The organism is Lentzea sp. DG1S-22 (assembly GCF_036321065.1).
Taxonomy (GTDB): Bacteria; Actinomycetota; Actinomycetes; order Mycobacteriales; family Pseudonocardiaceae; genus Lentzea; species Lentzea jiangxiensis.
In genome coordinates this window covers 1,584,821-1,600,378 of sequence record NZ_CP143276.1, presented here as the reverse complement: position 1 = coordinate 1,600,378, position 15,558 = coordinate 1,584,821, and the positions used below count along the sequence as shown (strand labels likewise).

Sequence of the window (15,558 nt, the reverse complement as noted above, 5' to 3'; positions counted from 1 at the left end):
CGATCAGCGATCGGCACCCCGTCCGGGGCCCGCTGTGGCGGTGTCCACTTTCGAGTGATTGATCCTCGGGCGAGAAGACTTGCACCCGCACCGGCTATCCCCCGTCCACTGGTTCGCGACCCGAACTCCCCTCCGGGGAGGTGAGGGGCGATGCTCGTCGACAGGGGCGCCTCGATGCGGATGATCAACGGCAGTTCGCGTGGTCCGGTGGCAGTGCTGAAGCTCTTGTGCCTCGCCGTGGTGTCGTTGACGGTGACGAGCTGCACCGCCGGGCCGTTCGGGCTCACGCTCGGCGAGGCAACCGGTGCGGTGACCGCGGAAGTGACCGCTCCGTCCGAGAAGACCACCGTGCTGGACGCCCGGCCCGGCGCGGAGTCTGCGATCGCCATGAGCTCGGCTCTCTTCCGCACCGCTCCTGTCGTGGTGATCGTCCCGGAAACCGACCGCGCGGCGTCGACCGGCGCGGGTGGCCTCGCGGCACGACTGGGAGTGCCGGTGCTCCAGCTCCCCCCGGACCGGAACGCCGCAGCCGTGCGCGACGAGGTGGGGAGGCTGTCGCCGCAGGCGGTGCTCGCCGTCGGTGCCGACGCGCGGCGCGAGGTCGAAGCGTGGAGGGGCCAGGCGAAGGTGATGGCGATCGACGCACCGCGGGACGGTGCCACGACGGCCCTCCCCTCCGATCTGCCCACCGTCGAGCCCGCCCGTCCCCTGGACGTGACGGTGCTGACGAACTCCGGCCGTGACGACATCGCCGCGACCGCCACGGCCCGGGCCGCCGGCGCGCGGATCGTCCCGGTGCGGGGCACCGACCCGAGGAGCGACGCGGCCGCGATCGACGCACTCCGCGCGGAGCGGTCGTCCGCTCTCCTGGCGCTCGGCGGGGACTTCGGTCCGCCGGACCGGTTGCGCAAGCGGGTCGACACGGCGATCAGCGGCGGGCAGCTGCCCGGCGGCGGACAGGTCCTCTTCCCCGGCAGGCTGCTGGTCTGCCTCTACGGCCACCCGGACGGGCCCGCGCTCGGCGCGCTCGGCGAACAGGACCTCGACGGCACGATCGCACGGGCCAAGAAGCTCGCGGCCGAGTACGACCCGCTCAGCGACGTCCCCGTCGTGCCCACGCTCGAGATCATCGTGACCGTCGCCCACGGCTCCCCCGGCCCGGACGGCGACTACTCGGGCGAGACCGACGTCGAAGCGCTGCGCCCGTGGGTGGACAAGGCCGGGGAGGAAGGCCTCTACGTGATCCTCGACCTGCAACCGGGCAGGGCACGCTTGGTGGACCAGGCCAAGCGGTACGCGCCCCTGCTCGAGCTGCCCCACGTCGGCCTGGCCGTCGACCCGGAGTGGAAGCTCGGCCCGGACCAGGTGCCGTTGCAGAAGATCGGCGGGGTCGACGCCGCCGAGGTCAACGAGGTCTCGGCGTGGCTCGCCGACCTGACCGCCGCGAAGTCCCTGCCGCAGAAACTGCTCGTGGTGCACCAGTTCCAGCTGACGATGATCCGCGACGAGCACGCCCTCGACACCACCCGCGACGAGGTGCAGCTGCTGATCCACATGGACGGGCAGGGCACCACGGGCCAGAAGGTGTCCACCTGGGACTCCGTCGTCGGCGCCCGGCCGAGCGACCTGCCGATGGGCTGGAAGAACTTCTACGACGAGGACAAGCCGATGCTCACGCCGGAGCAGACCATGTCCTACAAGCCGAAACCGTCGATGGTCTCCTACCAGTAGCGCTGTCACACGGCCGTCTTCGCGTCCGCCGAGCCGATCTCGGGGCCCGTGCGGTGGTTAGACGTCGATCAGTTCGGGTAGCCGGAGCCAGGAAGGCATTCGACTACCAGGAGGCTGACGTGATCGGGTTCATCGTCGCCGGACTGATCATCGGCGCGCTCGCCCGACTGATCAAGCCCGGCAAGCAGAACCTCGGCATCGTGGCGACGCTGCTGCTGGGGCTGGTCGGCTCCGTCATCGGCGGCACGATCGCCAACCTGCTCGGCACCGGGGACATCTTCGAGCTCAACGTGCTGGGCTTCATCATCGCCGTGATCGCGTCCGTGCTGCTCATCGGCGTTGCGGAGGCCGTTGCCGGCCGCAAGCGCACCAGCGTGCGCTGACCATCGAACCGAACGGGCCCGGCCACCACGCAGGTGACCGGGCCCGTTTCGCGTTGTCCGGCACGTCAGGCGCGGATCGCGGTGAGGCCCCAGGTCGCGTACCGCAGCGTGGCGGAGCCGCCCAGGTCGTCAACGGCCGCGCCCACGGCGGCCACCACCTCGGCGAGCCGGTCGGCCGGCAACAGGGTGAGACCTCCCGAGGTGGGCACGAGGTCCAGCAGCTCGTCCCGGCTGTAGGAGCGTTCCCAGTCGTGCCTCCACAGTTCGGGCTCGCCGAACCCGCCCGCCTCGCGGATTCCGTCCGCCGCCTTGGCGTACAGCCCCTGATAACTGTCCAAGATGGACATTTCAGGCCGAGCCGCCAGCGGTGAGTCCGGAGCGAGCCGCCGATACGTCTCGACGAGAGCTTCTTGCACGGACAGCGGAAGTTCGTAGACGTGCCCGAACGGCGCCAGCACCCCTCCGAGCCGCAGGACCCGCGCCGCCTTGGCCGCGCCCGCCACCGGGTCCACCCAGTGCCAGGCCGTCCCGGAGACGACAGCGTCGACCGTGCGGCCCGCCGGTTCCCAGGCCTCGAACGTCGCGACCTCGACCTCGACGCCGGTCCCCCGTGCGAAGTCCGCCATCCGCCGGTCGGGCTCGACTCCGAGCACCGCGCGCCCGGCGGCCTGGAACTGCCGAGCCAGGATGCCGGTCCCGCACCCGACGTCGAGGAACCGCGGCCCCGGACTGGCGGCGACGATCCGCTCGACCACCTCATCGGGGTACGCGGCACGCGTCCGGTCGTACCGTTCCGGATCGACGCCGAACGACTCGGCGACCTTCCGGTGCTGATGAGGTGCGGGAGTGACCATGCGCCCACTTTAGTGGGCAAGCGCCCACTAACGGTATCGTCGTTCGCTCAGAGCGAGAGGAGCCCCGGTGCCTACCGGAGTGGCGCTGCGCGACCCGCGCCGGCAGCTGTTCGACGCCGCCGCGCGCGTTCTGGTGCGCGACGGCGCGAGCGAGCTGACCAGCCGGTCCGTCACCGCCGAGGCGGGTGTCGCCAAGGGCGTGCTGCACCGGCACTTCGCCGACTTCGACGCGTTCCTCACCGAGTTGGTCCTCGAGCGCATCGCACAGGTCGAAGACCAGGCCGAGGCCCTGCGGAACGCGACCGGCACCGTCGTCGACAACCTCACCTCCGCGCTGACCACCGGCTTCGACCCGGTCGCGGTGTCGATCGTCGTCCTGGTCATCGCGCGCGACGAACTCCGCCGCCGCCTGCGCGAGGCTGGTACCGCCCACTTCCCGCTCGTCGGAGAGTTCACGGCCGTGGTCGCCGGCTACCTGGCGGCCGAACGCGACCGGGGCCGGATCGCCCCCGACGCCGACGTCGACGTGCTCGCGCCGACGGTGATCGGCGCCGCGCACCTGCAGTTCACCGAGCAGCAGGGCGGCCCGGCCGCGGCCGAGGCGGTGCGCAAGGTCGTGACGACGGTCCTGGCCGGCGTCACGACGGCTCAGCGATGACCTTCCGCCCCGCTTCCGCGGCCGTCACGACCGATGTCCAGCCCGCCGAGCCGGTCGACTGGTGGACGAGGACGGGCGGCGTCACAGCGGACACGACGACGGCGACGACCGACAACACCCGTGCCTCCAGGTAACGGCCGAAGTCGAGTTCGGCGATCGACGCACTCGTGCTGGCGCCATCGCGCCGGCCGGGAATATTCGTCAGCTCGCGGAAGATGACCTGGACGGCCCAGTGCTCGACCCGGTTGCCGTAGGCCAGGTGGCTCAGCCGCACGGCCCGTGGTACCGCGCTGCGCCACCAGGACGACGCCGATCGGGATCCGGCGGAATTTGTCGCAGAATTCTCTATTACACGCCCACAGGCATCAAAACCGTCCGGTAACGCATTCTTCCGGAATTCGACTCCTTTCGATGCGTTCCGGATGCATCTCCGGGGCGCTTCACCCCGAATGGAGCTGCCATGCACCACTCACGGCACCGCACCAGACCGGTACTGGCGATCGCCACCACGTCGTTCCTGCTCGCGGCCCTGGCCGTACCGGCGTTCGCCGCGCCCGTCCCCGGCATCGACGTCCTCTACACGCTCGACGCCGATTTCGACAACGGCGTCCTGCAGGACGTCAACCACGACGCTCCGAACAACGACCAGCTGCAACTCGACCGTTCGACCGTTTTCTTCCCGTACGTCAACGTCGCCGCGTCAGCGCGCGGCACGATGGTCCGCATTGACGTGAACACCGGCCAGATCGTCGGTGAGTGGGCCTCCGCGCCGAACGGGCGCGGGCGCAACCCCTCCCGCACGACCGTCGACAAGTTCGGCAGCACGTGGCTGTCCAACCGCGACGAGGGCGCGGGCGGACGCGGTTCGGTCACGCGCATCGCCGTCATCCAGGGCGGCACCCGCGTGAACGCCGACGGCACGCCCAACGCGGCCGGCGACTACCTCAAGGGCCCGTTCGCCTACAACAAGTGCGTCGACCGGAACCAGGACGGGCTGATCGCCACCAGCCGCGGCCTCGGCGACGTCCGCCCGTGGACGAACGCGGGTGGCGCGGACGACAACGGCGGTGTCACCACCGCCGCCGACGAATGCGTGATCAACTACTCGCGAGTCACGGGCAGCAACACGCGCACGGTCGCCGTCGACGCGCAGAACCGGTTGTGGACCGGTGGTCAGGACCTCGACCACGAACTGCTCGACGCGAACGGAGCAGCCACCGGCACGCAGTTCAACGTGGGCTGCGGCGGCTACGGAGGCCTGATCGACAAGGCCGGGACGCTCTGGTCCGCACGCAACTTCGGCCTGCTGCGCTACGACCCGGCCGCGCAAACCCACGCGTGCCTCAACAGCACCCACGGCGACTACGGCCTCGGCATGGACCCGGTCACCGGCGAGATCTGGCACACGAACCTCTCCGGCAACCGCGTCGCCAAGCTCGCGCCGGACGGCACGCTGCTCGGCGCGTTCAGCCACGGAAGCCAGTACGCGCAGGGCGTCGCGGTCGACGAGGACGGCAACGTCTGGGTCGCCCACTCGCTGAACGGCGCGACCACGGTCGGCCACCTGCGCACCGACGGCACGTACGTCGGCAACGTCGCGCTGCCGGGAGGCGTCGGCCCGACCGGCGTCGCGATCGACAGCAACGGCAAGGTGTGGGTCACCAACATCAGCACCAACAACGCGCAGCGCATCGACCCGGACGCCGGGCCGGTCGGCGGCGGTGGCCACACCGTCGGCGCGGTCGACCTGACCGTCGACCTCGGCGCGGGCGCCGGTCCGTACAACTACAGCGACATGACCGGGTCGGTCCTGGGTGAGATCACCGCGCCCCAGGGCACGTGGAGCGTCGTGCAGGACGGCGGCACCAACGGCCGTCCGTGGGGCACGGTCACCTGGAACACCGAGGCGGAGGGCACCGTTCCGCAGGGCACGTCGATCGTCGTCGAGGCGAGGACGTCCGACACCGAGGCGGGCCTGGCCGGGGAGAGCTTCACCCCGGTGGCGAACGGCGTGGCGTTCACGAAGACCGGCCGCTACATCGAGGTGCGGGCGACCCTGACCGCGAACGCCGCCGGCGACAGTCCCGTGCTGTCCGACCTGCGGATCAAGTCGGCGGAACGCACCGGTGTGTTCTCCTGCCAGGCCACCGCGCTCGACCTGGCGGGCATCGTCTCGACGAGGGCGAACCCGCAGGACGTGCCGTGCGTGGACGACCACGAGACACTCGCGAACGTCCAGCTGAACGCGGGCATCCTCACCGTGCGGGCCACGGCGCTCGACGCCAGGACCGACCAGTCGCCGGACGACCTCACGGGCACCGCGCCCGCGACGACGGATCTCGCGACGGCACGGGCGCGCATCGAGCACACGCGGGTGACCAGCGGCCTGCTCACCATCGAGATCGGCGTGATCGAGTCGAACGCGTCGGTCACCTGCGTGGCGGGACCCGGCGGGCTCGTCCCGCAGTTCGCGGGTTCGTCGACCATCGCGTCGCTGAAGATCAACGGCGTGTCGGTGGCCGTGGGCAGCGCGCCGCTGACGATCCCGCTGGTGATCGGGTCGTTGCGGCTCAACAGCACGACGACCACCGCGACCAGCGTGGTGCAGCGGGCCGTCGTGGTGGACACGCTGCTGACCGATCTGGTGATCGGTGAGGCGAAGGCCAACGTCGAGCCCAAGCCGGGTCACCCCGGCGGCTCGCCCTGCCGGGTCTGATCCTCATCCGGAGCGGGCGGTTCCGGCCGCCCGCTCCCTCTCCCGCACAGGGCGGTGAGCGCGCGGGCACGCTGGTGCGGCGAGTCGCGCAACCACTGCGTCTCAGGGGCTTTCGCGCTGGCGCAGAGCTGCCACAACGCGTGCCGCGACTCCGGGAAGGCGACCTCCACCCCCAGCCACCTCTCCTCCACCGCCTCGCCCGGCACGCAGGGCGATCTCCAGGCCGGCCGATCAGAGACCGAGGCGCCGCTGCTCGGCCTGCACGACGCGCTGCTCCACGGACATCGCCGAGTCCAGCGCGCTCGCGTGGGAGTGCTTCGCGTCGCTTTCACGCGCGTAGTGGTCGAACAGCAGGGTCTTGTGGTCGCGGACCTCCTGCACGCGGGCGTCCACGCTGTCCTTGACCAGCAACCGGTGCACGTGGACCTTGCGCACCTGGCCCATCCGGTGGCAGCGGGCGATCGCCTGGTCCTCCGTGCTCGGCTTCCACTGCGGTTCGGCGATGATCACCACGGACGCCGCCTGGATGTTGAGGCCCACGCCGCCCGCCTCGATCTGGGCTGCCAGCACCGCGTGGCCCTCGCGTGCCGTGAACGCGTCCACCAGGTGCTGGCGCGCTTGCGCGGACGTCGCGCCGGTGAGGGGGCCGAAGACCTCCACGTGGTCCGCCACCGCGTCCAGGACGTCGTGGAAGTACGAGAACACCACGACCTTCCAGCCGTTGTCGCGGGACTCCTCCACGATCTCCAGCAGGCGCTCCAGCTTCGCCGAGCCGAGGGGCGTGCCCGGTGCGAAAGCGGCGCGGCGCATCGCCATCAGGTTTCCCCGGCGCACCGCGTCGAGGTACGCGGCACGGTCCTGCTGCCCGAACTCGACCCAGTCCTCCACCTCCAGCAGCTCGGGCAGCTCTCCCAGCACGTCCTCCTGGTTGCGGCGCAGGTACACCGGTGCGACGACGCGGCGGAAGGCCTTGGCCCCCACCACGGCGTCGATGGTGCCGGTGCGGGCCGCGACGCCCGGCTGGAGGTAGGCGACCAGGTTGCGGAACTCCTCGACGCGGTTCTCCATCGGCGTGCCGGTGAGGAGCACCGCGCGCTCCGCTCGTTGCACGACCGCGTTGACCGCCTGGGAGCGCTGCGTGTCCGGGTTCTTCACGTAGTGCGCTTCGTCGACCACGACCAGCGTCGGGCGGAACCCCTTGGGCAGCAACAGTTTCGGCAACGTGCCGAACGTCGTCACACCGACGCCGCCCTGCTCCAGCCACTCGCTGACCGCGTCGTCGCGACCCGCGCCGTGCATGCGGTGCGGCACCAGGTCGCTGTGCCGCGCGATCTCGTTGACCCAGTTGACGACGACGCTGGCCGGGCAGACGACCAGGAACCTGCGGCGGCCACCGGCGGCGAGGCTCGCCATCACGGCGATGGCCTCGATCGTCTTGCCCAGTCCCATCTCGTCGCCGATGATCACGCGCTTGCGGGCCAGCGCGAACTTGGCGCCGAACACCTGGTAGCCGCGCAACGACACCTTCAGCAGGCTGGTGTCCAGTGCGGTCGCGTCGACCTCGTGCTCGATGTCCGCGGGGACGAACCCCTTGGCGGCACCGCGATCCGGGACCGCGGCCGCACCGCCGAGGTCGGCGAGGAGCGTGTTGTACGCGGCGGCGTCGAGCTCGTAGTCGCGCCACAGCGCGCGGTGGTCCAGGTCCGGCACCCGCAGCTGGGTGCCCACCGCGCGCAACGCCGTCACGTCACGGCCGGCCAGCAGAGCTTCGAGCCGGCCGAGCGAGTCGAGGGCGGCCTGGCGCTTGCCGCGCGACGAGAAGAACATGCGCAGCCGGCTCCAGGCGCGGGAGGCGGCGCGCACGTCGGCGTCGACCCTGCCCAGGACGTCCGTGAGAGGCTCGACCAGCGGGCCGACGAGCTGGTTCGCCCTGCGCAGCTTGGACAACAGCTGCAGCAGCTCGGTCTGGGCGTGGTCCGCGCGGTCGGGGTCCAGGCGGACTGTCGTGTCGCGCACGACGCCCTCGACGACGGCGCGGGCGACCCGCACGATCTGCTCGGCGGACTGCCTGCCGACGCCGGGCACGCCGTCGAGCTGTTCCGGGCGCGCCGCGGCGACGTCGGCGACGGTCCGGTACCCGGCGGCCTGAAGCTTGCTCAGCCGCAGGTTCGCCTGCGCGTCCCGCAGCCTGGCCACCGGCATGGCGCGGAGCTTCTCGGCGACCAGCGAGTCGCGCGCCTCCCGGTACCGCGCGGCGGCGAGCGCCCGCAGCCGGTCCGGTTCCGCGCGCACCCCTGCGGCCTCGGCACGGAACGCCTCCGCGGCGGCCAGCACTGCGCGGGCGTGCTTGCCGACCTTCGACGAGTCGTCCACCCGTGTCCTTCCGTCAGGTGGTGCGAGAGTACCGAGGCCCGGCGGCCGTGCCAGGAGCGGGACGACGTGCCGCGAATCCTCTTTTCAGCGGTGCCGGGAGGGGGCGCGGCGGGCATAGAACAGGACTCGTCCACGGCCACCGGGGAGGGGCGGTGCGATGACGGACGAGGCCGCCGGGCGTGCGTCATGACGGTCCGGGTGGTGCTCGCGCTGCTCGCCGTCGCGGCCGTGTTCGCCGTGCTGATGGTGTTGCTGTACCTGGCGATCGCGGCCTTCATGCGGGTGTGGCGACGGGCGCAGGCCAAGGGGTGCACCGGCCCCTTCACGCCCGCCGCCCTGGCGTTCGCCGTTCTCGCCGGGCTGCTGGGGTGGACCTTCCTGGGCGCTGTCCTCGTCCACCCCCGCAACGACGCGCTCGTCGGTCTGGTCATGGTGCTCGGCATCGGGGCGACGCTGGGCGGGCTCGCGCTGGCCGTTCGCCTGCTGCCCGCCCGTCCCGTGCGGTCCGGCCGGCGGCAGCGGCCGCGCACTCCGTTCCGGGTGCTGGGCAACGTGGCGGTGGTGGTGCCACTGCTGGTGATGGCGGCGTTGCTGGTCAACGGCAAACCCGCGACGGTCGGCGTCCAACTGCTGCTCCCGATGGCGATGCTGTCGGCGCTGTGCCACTCCGCGGCGCGGCGGGCGGACGCCCTCGACGCGGCGGCGCCGGCCGACCCGCGTCCGGCGGTGGTGTGGATCCGCGGTTTCGGCAACGAACGCCGCCTGTTCGGCTTCCGGCGGCGCGACCAGGAGGAGACACGCGCCCGCCCGGAACTCAAGAAGGTCTTCAGCCACCGCCCCGACCCGATGTCGTTCGAGGAGTACTTCGCGCCGGCGATCGCCACAGCGCTCGGCCGCGGGTACGGCCTGGGCAACCCGCGCGACTACCTCCCGCCCGACGGCGTCGACCGCCACTACGCCACCGACGACTCGTGGCGCGAGCAGTTCACCGCCCTGGTCGCCGGCGCGCGGTGCGTGGTCATGGCGCCGGGAGACTGGCCGGAGCTGCGCTACGAGTTCGGGGTGATCAGGGATCTCGGGGCGCACCGCAGGCTTTTCGTGTTCACCCCGCCGGCGGTCAGGGCCCGCCAGATCCGGCGGGTCAACCGGCTCAAGGGGTTCCCGCACGAGAGCTGGGACGACTTCGCGGCGGCGCTGGGTGAGGACCGCGGTTACCGGCTCGGGCCGGATCCGGGGCCCGGTGCCGTGGTGACCTTCGACGAGGACGGGACCGCCGTGGTGCTGGCGCGTGGTGCCGAAGAGCCCGCCGGCTACGTGGCCGCTGTGGTCCGCCACCTCGCCGAGGTCGGGGAGCCGGCGCCCGAGAGGTGACCTCCCGGTCAGGGCGACCGCAGACCGTCGAGCACCGCGGTGACGAGACCGTCCGCCTCCACTCTCCACTGAGGACGGTCGTGCGCCGCGCCGATGCCGTGCAGCGCCATCATGACGGCCCCGCCGTCGACGTCCCGGCGCAGAGCGCCCTCCCGCACCGCGGCGTCCACGAGATCGAGAACGGCTCGTTCCAGCGCCTGGCTGCCTTCGGCCAGCGTGCCCGCGCGGGAGGCCATCAGCGTAGCCAGCGTCCGGGCGAGACCCCGGTGGGCGTCGAGGTAGTCGACGAAGCCGCGCAGGAAGGACGCCAGGGCCTCCACCGCGGGCAACGTGCTCCCGAGCTGCCGTGCGCGGTCGCACAGCGCGGCCACCTCCTCGCGGAAGACGGCCTCCGCCAGCTCCTCCCGCGTCGGGAAGTGGCGGTACAGGGTCCCGACACCCACGCCAGCCAGGCGCGCGAAGTCGTCGAAGCGCAGGTCGAAGAAGCTGCCCGCGTCGAACATCTCCCGGGCTTTGTCGAGCAGGGCCTGCCTCTTGCGCTGGGCGTCGGCTCGCAGCGGCTTGGCCGGGGTCACGCGGCACCTCCCGTTGACAAGTGGAGATGATCTCCATATTTTCGAAGTGGAGACAATCTCCAGTTCGATCCTATCCCACGGGGTGCAGATGAAGATCCTCATGTTCGGCCGCGGCGCGATAGCGACCTTCTACGGCTGGGCCCTGCACGGGGCCGGGCACGACGTCGAGTTCTACGTCCGGCCGGGACGTGCGGCGGCCTACGGGGACTCCGTGGAGCTCGATCTGCTCGACGCGCGCCGAAGCCTGCGCGGCCGCCGTGTCGTCCGGCAGTGGCCGGTGCGGCTGCGGGAAGAACTCCCCGCGGACCACGACTTCGACCTGGTCGTGCTGAGCCTTCCGCACCACCGGCTGGCGGAGGCGTCGGCGTTCCTGGCCCCGCGCGTCGGCAACGCCACCGTGCTGGTCTTCGGCAACCTCTGGTCCGATCCGCGGACAGCCGTCAGCCCGCTGCCCCTCCACCGGGTCGCGTGGGGCTTTCCCCAGGCAGGCGGCGGTTTCGGCGAGGACGGCGTGCTCCGCGGAGCGCTGCTGCCGACCGTCCTCTTCGGCACGCTCGGCACACCCCCGACGCCTCGCGAACAGGCCGTGCGCCAGCTGTTCGGCCGAGCGGGCTTCCGGCTGCTCGAGCGACCGGACTTCACCAGCTGGCTGCGGATCCACTTCGTCTTCAACGCCGCCCTGCACTCGCAGGGGCTCAAGCACGGTTCGCTGGCCGGGCTGCTCGGCGCGAGGGACGCCCTGCGAGAGGCGCTGCTGGTCGGGCGGGAGCTGCTGCCCCTGCTCGAGGCGAGCGGCGTCGACCTGCGCAGCCACCGCGGCGGCGTGCTGCCGTTCCGCCTGCCCACCTGGCTGGTCGCGCCCGCGCTCTCCTGGGTGATCACCCACTTCCCCGCGGCGCGCGTCAACTTCGAGGCCCAGTCCGATCCCACCGCCGCCGAGCCGCGCGAGATCTGCCGCGACACCCTGGCCGAAGCCAGGCGGTGGGGTGTTCCGACACCACGACTGGAGGCGGCGGAGCCGCACTTCGCCGTCCGGGGACCGGCCTGAGCCCGTGCACCGGCCGCGGACCGACATCCTCCGATCGGAGGATGGAGGGGTCCCCCACGTCCACGGGGACCCGCGCCTGCGCGGACGATCCGGCACACGCGCCCGGACACCAGGCTTTGCCCATGGCCCTACCCGAGGTCGTCCGCACCGCGCGCATCCCCTGGATCGACGACCTCCGCGTCTTCCTCACGTTCCTGGTCGTGGCGCACCACTGCGCGGCCCCGTTCAGCAACCTCGACGTCCGGCCCAACTGGCAGCAGCCCTCGTCGCCGGCCGCGGCGGCACCGCTGGACCTGCTGCTCCTGGCCGACCAATCGTTCTTCATGGGATTTTTCTTCCTGCTGTCCGGCTACTTCGCCCCCGGCGCGGTCGACCGGCGAGGCCCGCGCGCGTTCGCAGCAGGCGGTGCTCTCCCCCACCGTCGCGACCCGGCTCGTCGGGCAGGTGCGCACACCGGCGCCGGCACCGCTGTCGCGGCGCGAGCGGGAGGTGCTGGAGCTGACCGCCCGGGGCTCGACCAACCGCGAGGCGGCCAAGCGGCTTTTCATCAGCGAGACGACGGTCAAGACGCACCTGCTGCACGTGTACGCGAAGCTGGGCGTCAACGACCGCGCGGCCGCCGTGGCCGCCGCGTTCTCCCGCGGCTACCTGGCGCCGCGGGACTGACAGCAGCTCACCGTCCACCGCGGACGTCGATCGACACCGGCAGCACGAAGTCGGCACCGGATCCGGCTACCCCGCGGGGATCTCGATCGACTCGATGGCGGCCTCGGCCAGCGGGGTCGCGGTCGTCACGTAGCGGGTGGCGAGCGACTGGAACAGCTGCTCGGCCTCGATGGCGGGCCAGTCGCGCGCCAGCAGTTCCGCGGGCAGGTGCGGGTCCTGGCGCACGAGGTCGAGCCAGTCGGCGTGCAGCAGCAGCTGACGGGCCAGGTCGTCCGGGCCGGCCTCCGACGGGTCGCGCCACCTCGCCAGGAAGTCCTGGTACCGCGCGGCGATGGCGTCCGTGTCGAACGCCCGGCGCGCCAGGTCGGCCGCCTCGGTCGGCTTCGCGTGCTGGGCGGTGAAGACGGTGACGTTCTCGGCGAGGTCGAGGCTGTCGACCACCTCCGTCACGTCCCGCGTGCCCGGCGCGATCCACAGGCCGTTCTGCACCGGGCCGAACCCCGCCCACTGCAGGCGTGAGCGCAGGTCGTGCCGTTCGCCGCGCCGGCCTTCCGGCAGGGAGAAGCCGACCAGGGTCCAGGTGCCGTCCCAGTCCCGGTTCACCGCGCCCTTCTGCCAGATGCGCCGCTCGCCGTCGCGCAGGACGTCGGTCGCGCGCGACGTGAGTCCGAAGTAGACCTTGCGACCGTTGCGGTGCTTGGCGAGCAGGCCGCGGGAGGTCATGCGGGTCAGCGTCGAGCGCACCGCATCCTCCGAGACGTCCACGCGCCCGAACACGTCGATCACGCTGCCCGAGTAGACCGCGATGCCGCGGTCGAACACGTACAGGCCCAGGAAGTTGAGCATCAAGGACTGGGGCGTCACAGTGCTCACGATACATGTTGGGCAGCATCTAGACGAGCGTCACCAATGTGCCCTACTTTGGGTCGGGTTCCCCACGGAGAGGACTCGCCTGATGGAGCTGTCGGGAAAGGTCGCGATCGTCACCGGCGCGGGTCGCGGACTCGGCCGGGCGTACGCGGAAGCGTTGGCGCGCAACGGGGCCAAGGTCGTGGTCAACGACGTCGACGCCATCGCGCAGGAGGTCGCGGCGGGCATCGGCGGGGTCGCGGTGGTCGCGCCGGTCGGGCCGGCCGAGACCGCCGACCGGCTCGTCACGACCGCCGTCGAGGAGTTCGGGCGGCTCGACGTGCTGGTCGCCAACGCGGGCGTGCTGCGCGACCGCGTGTTGTGGAAGATGACCGACGACGACTTCGACACCGTCGTCGACGTGCACCTGCGCGGCACGTTCACCTGCGCCCGCGCGGCCGCCGTGCGAATGCGGGAGCAGGGCACCGGCGGCAGTCTCGTGCTGGTCTCCTCCCCCGCCGGGCAGCGCGGCAACTTCGGGCAGACCAACTACTCCGCCGCCAAGGCCGGGATCGCCGCGATGGCGCGGACCTGGGCGCTGGAGCTGGCCCGCTCCGACATCGCCGTCAACGCCGTCGTCCCCGTGGCCGCCACGGAGATGACGCGGACGATCCCCGCGTTCGCGCCGCTGATCGAGGAGTCGGAACGGACAGGCGCGCCGCTGCCGGACTGGGTGCGCCGCGACGAGGGTCTCGGCACCGTCGAGGACGCCGCCGAGCTGATCGTCTACCTCGCCTCGGGCGCGGCCAGGGGCGTGACGGGACAGGCGATCGGCATCGGGGGCGACCGGCTCGCGCTGTGGTCGCACCCCGCCGAGAAGCACGTCGAGTTCGCCACCGGCGGCTGGACGGCGGCCGCGATCGCCGAGCGGTTCGGCGAGTTCGAGCCCGAGACGTACGGCATCCCGCTGCCGGTGGCACCGTGAACGCGCCCGGGATGGACGTGGACGAACTCGTCGCCATCGACGTCCACACCCACGCCGAGATCTCCCGCGACGGCCACAGCTCGCTCAGCCCCGCCCTGCTGGAGGCGTCGGCCAAGTACTTCAAGGCCGCGCATCGGCAGCCGACGATCGCCGAGACCGCTCGGCTCTACCGGGAGCGGAAGATGGCCGCGGTGATCTTCACCGTCGACGCCGAGCACGCCACCGGACATCCGCGCATCTCCAACGAGGAGGTCGCCGCGTCCTGCGCCGAGCACGCCGACGTGCTGATCCCGTTCGCGAGCGTGGACCCGTGGAAGGGCCGCGCCGCCGTCCGGGAGGCGCGCCGGCTCGTGCAGGAGCACGGGGTGCGGGGCTTCAAGTTCCACCCCAGCCTGCAGGACTTCTCGCCGGACGACCGGATGGCCTACCCGCTCTACGAGGTGATCGAGGAACTGGGCGTGCCCGCGCTCTTCCACAGCGGGCAGACCGGCATCGGCGCCGGCGTGCCCGGCGGCGGGGGCATCAGGCTCAAGCACTCCAACCCGATGCTCGTCGACGACGTCGCCGTCGACTTCCCGCACCTGCGGATCGTGCTCGCGCACCCGTCGTTCCCGTGGCAGGACGAGGCACTCGCCGTGGCGACGCACAAGCCTTTCGTCCACATCGACCTCTCGGGCTGGTCGCCGAAGTACTTCCCGCCGCAGCTCGTGCGGTACGCGAACACGTTGCTGCAGGACAAGGTCCTCTTCGGCTCCGACCACCCGGTGATCACGCCGGACCGCTGGCTCGCGGACTTCGCGAAGCTGGAGATCTCCGACGAGGTCCGGCCGAAGATCCTCAAGCACAACGCCGCCCGTCTGCTCGGACTGGTGAAGGAGGACTCATGAGCACCACCGTCGTGCACGGCCTCGAAGAGCTCAAATCCCTGGCGGGACGCGACCTCGGCCACACCGACTGGCTGCAGGTCGACCAGGGTCGCGTCGACACGTTCGCCGCCGCCACCGACGACCACCAGTGGATCCACGTCGACCCCGAACGCGCCGCCGCCGGGCCGTTCGGCGGCACCATCGCGCACGGCTACCTGACGCTCGCGCTGCTGATCCCGCTGATGGGCGAGCTGCTCGAGGTCGCGGGCGTGCGGATGAGCCTCAACTACGGCCTGGAGAAGGTCCGGTTCCCCGCCCCGGTGCCGGTCGGTTCCAAGATCCGCCTGCTCGGGCGCGTGGAGTCCGTCGAGGACGTGCCGGGCGACGGGGTGCAGCTCACCGTCGACTTCACCGTCGAGATCGAGGGCTCCGAGAAGCCCGCCTGCGTCGCACGTGCTGTCTACCGCCACTACGCATGAGGTG

Annotated in this window: 14 protein-coding genes and 1 pseudogene; 10 read left to right on the top strand and 5 right to left on the bottom strand. The window is 71.7% G+C overall.

Annotation, left to right across the window (positions count from 1 at the left end):
• Positions 1 to 150 precede the first annotated feature (150 nt).
• Together V1227_RS06870 and V1227_RS06865 are read left to right on the top strand one after the other, a co-directional pair.
• Positions 151 to 1,731: a hypothetical protein gene (locus tag V1227_RS06870; protein ID WP_329791641.1), complete on the top strand. Its 1,581-nt coding sequence runs from the start codon at positions 151 to 153 to the stop codon at positions 1,729 to 1,731.
• Between the two features lie 119 nt (positions 1,732 to 1,850).
• Entirely contained in the window at positions 1,851 to 2,114 is a 264-nt protein-coding gene (locus V1227_RS06865; protein ID WP_090102952.1) for a GlsB/YeaQ/YmgE family stress response membrane protein, read from the top strand.
• Positions 2,115 to 2,179: 65 nt separating this feature from the next.
• Here V1227_RS06865 and V1227_RS06860 read toward each other — a convergent pair whose 3' ends face one another.
• A complete protein-coding gene (locus V1227_RS06860; RefSeq protein ID WP_329791640.1) occupies positions 2,180 to 2,968 on the bottom strand; it encodes a class I SAM-dependent methyltransferase in 789 nt (262 codons plus the stop codon).
• Between the two features lie 67 nt (positions 2,969 to 3,035).
• Between V1227_RS06860 and V1227_RS06855 the strand changes: the two genes are divergently transcribed.
• Entirely contained in the window at positions 3,036 to 3,626 is a 591-nt protein-coding gene (locus tag V1227_RS06855; protein WP_329791639.1) for a TetR/AcrR family transcriptional regulator, read from the top strand.
• Here the strand turns inward: V1227_RS06855 and V1227_RS06850 are convergent.
• Positions 3,607 to 3,900: a hypothetical protein gene (locus V1227_RS06850; RefSeq protein WP_329791638.1), complete on the bottom strand. Its 294-nt coding sequence runs from the start codon at positions 3,898 to 3,900 to the stop codon at positions 3,607 to 3,609. The two genes, V1227_RS06855 and V1227_RS06850, sit on opposite strands and share 20 nt — an antisense overlap.
• A gap of 186 nt (positions 3,901 to 4,086) precedes the next feature.
• Here V1227_RS06850 and V1227_RS06845 point away from each other — a divergent pair, with 186 nt between their 5' ends.
• Positions 4,087 to 6,342: a hypothetical protein gene (locus V1227_RS06845; protein WP_329791637.1), complete on the top strand. Its 2,256-nt coding sequence runs from the start codon at positions 4,087 to 4,089 to the stop codon at positions 6,340 to 6,342.
• A gap of 231 nt (positions 6,343 to 6,573) precedes the next feature.
• Here V1227_RS06845 and V1227_RS06840 read toward each other — a convergent pair whose 3' ends face one another.
• Positions 6,574 to 8,715, bottom strand: coding sequence for a DEAD/DEAH box helicase (locus V1227_RS06840; RefSeq protein WP_329791636.1), 2,142 nt, complete (start codon positions 8,713 to 8,715; stop codon positions 6,574 to 6,576).
• Positions 8,716 to 8,901: 186 nt separating this feature from the next.
• Here V1227_RS06840 and V1227_RS06835 point away from each other — a divergent pair, with 186 nt between their 5' ends.
• On the top strand, positions 8,902 to 10,086 hold the full coding sequence (locus V1227_RS06835; protein ID WP_329791635.1) for a hypothetical protein: 1,185 nt from the start codon (positions 8,902 to 8,904) through the stop codon (positions 10,084 to 10,086).
• 8 nt (positions 10,087 to 10,094) lie between these two features.
• On the opposite strand, the gene V1227_RS06830 is transcribed toward V1227_RS06835, so the two are convergent.
• On the bottom strand, positions 10,095 to 10,661 hold the full coding sequence (locus V1227_RS06830; protein WP_329791634.1) for a TetR/AcrR family transcriptional regulator: 567 nt from the start codon (positions 10,659 to 10,661) through the stop codon (positions 10,095 to 10,097).
• A gap of 88 nt (positions 10,662 to 10,749) precedes the next feature.
• Here V1227_RS06830 and V1227_RS06825 point away from each other — a divergent pair, with 88 nt between their 5' ends.
• Entirely contained in the window at positions 10,750 to 11,709 is a 960-nt protein-coding gene (locus tag V1227_RS06825) for a ketopantoate reductase family protein (protein WP_329791633.1), read from the top strand.
• 399 nt (positions 11,710 to 12,108) lie between these two features.
• Positions 12,109 to 12,375, top strand: a pseudogene (locus tag V1227_RS06820) (LuxR C-terminal-related transcriptional regulator); the annotation flags it as partial.
• Positions 12,376 to 12,441: 66 nt separating this feature from the next.
• Here the strand turns inward: V1227_RS06820 and V1227_RS06815 are convergent.
• Positions 12,442 to 13,239: a PaaX family transcriptional regulator gene (locus V1227_RS06815; protein ID WP_329791632.1), complete on the bottom strand. Its 798-nt coding sequence runs from the start codon at positions 13,237 to 13,239 to the stop codon at positions 12,442 to 12,444.
• 91 nt (positions 13,240 to 13,330) lie between these two features.
• Between V1227_RS06815 and V1227_RS06810 the strand changes: the two genes are divergently transcribed.
• Genes V1227_RS06810 through V1227_RS06800 form a run of 3 tightly spaced genes read left to right on the top strand, consistent with a single transcriptional unit; the run spans position 13,331 to position 15,554 of the window.
• Positions 13,331 to 14,209 carry an SDR family NAD(P)-dependent oxidoreductase gene (locus tag V1227_RS06810; protein ID WP_329791631.1) on the top strand — a complete coding sequence of 293 codons (879 nt, stop codon included), beginning with the start codon at positions 13,331 to 13,333 and terminating at the stop codon, positions 14,207 to 14,209.
• A gap of 11 nt (positions 14,210 to 14,220) precedes the next feature.
• Positions 14,221 to 15,096, top strand: a complete 876-nt coding sequence (locus tag V1227_RS06805; protein WP_329793967.1) for an amidohydrolase family protein — start codon at positions 14,221 to 14,223, stop codon at positions 15,094 to 15,096.
• Complete coding sequence (locus V1227_RS06800; RefSeq protein WP_329791630.1) at positions 15,093 to 15,554, top strand: MaoC family dehydratase; 462 nt, start codon at positions 15,093 to 15,095, stop codon at positions 15,552 to 15,554. Before V1227_RS06805 ends, V1227_RS06800 begins: the two co-directional genes overlap by 4 nt.
• The last annotated feature ends 4 nt before the right edge of the window (positions 15,555 to 15,558 follow it).

Excerpts from the sequence above, each read along its gene's own strand:
- V1227_RS06860 (WP_329791640.1), bottom strand. The coding sequence starts at position 2,968 with ATGGTCACTCCCGCACCTCATCAGCACCGGAAGGTCGCCGAGTCGTTC.
- V1227_RS06805 (WP_329793967.1), top strand. The coding sequence starts at position 14,221 with ATGGACGTGGACGAACTCGTCGCCATCGACGTCCACACCCACGCCGAG.
- V1227_RS06800 (WP_329791630.1), top strand. The coding sequence starts at position 15,093 with ATGAGCACCACCGTCGTGCACGGCCTCGAAGAGCTCAAATCCCTGGCG.
- V1227_RS06870 (WP_329791641.1), top strand. The coding sequence starts at position 151 with ATGCTCGTCGACAGGGGCGCCTCGATGCGGATGATCAACGGCAGTTCG.
- V1227_RS06845 (WP_329791637.1), top strand. The coding sequence starts at position 4,087 with ATGCACCACTCACGGCACCGCACCAGACCGGTACTGGCGATCGCCACC.
- V1227_RS06835 (WP_329791635.1), top strand. The coding sequence starts at position 8,902 with ATGACGGTCCGGGTGGTGCTCGCGCTGCTCGCCGTCGCGGCCGTGTTC.
- V1227_RS06825 (WP_329791633.1), top strand. The coding sequence starts at position 10,750 with ATGAAGATCCTCATGTTCGGCCGCGGCGCGATAGCGACCTTCTACGGC.
- V1227_RS06810 (WP_329791631.1), top strand. The coding sequence starts at position 13,331 with ATGGAGCTGTCGGGAAAGGTCGCGATCGTCACCGGCGCGGGTCGCGGA.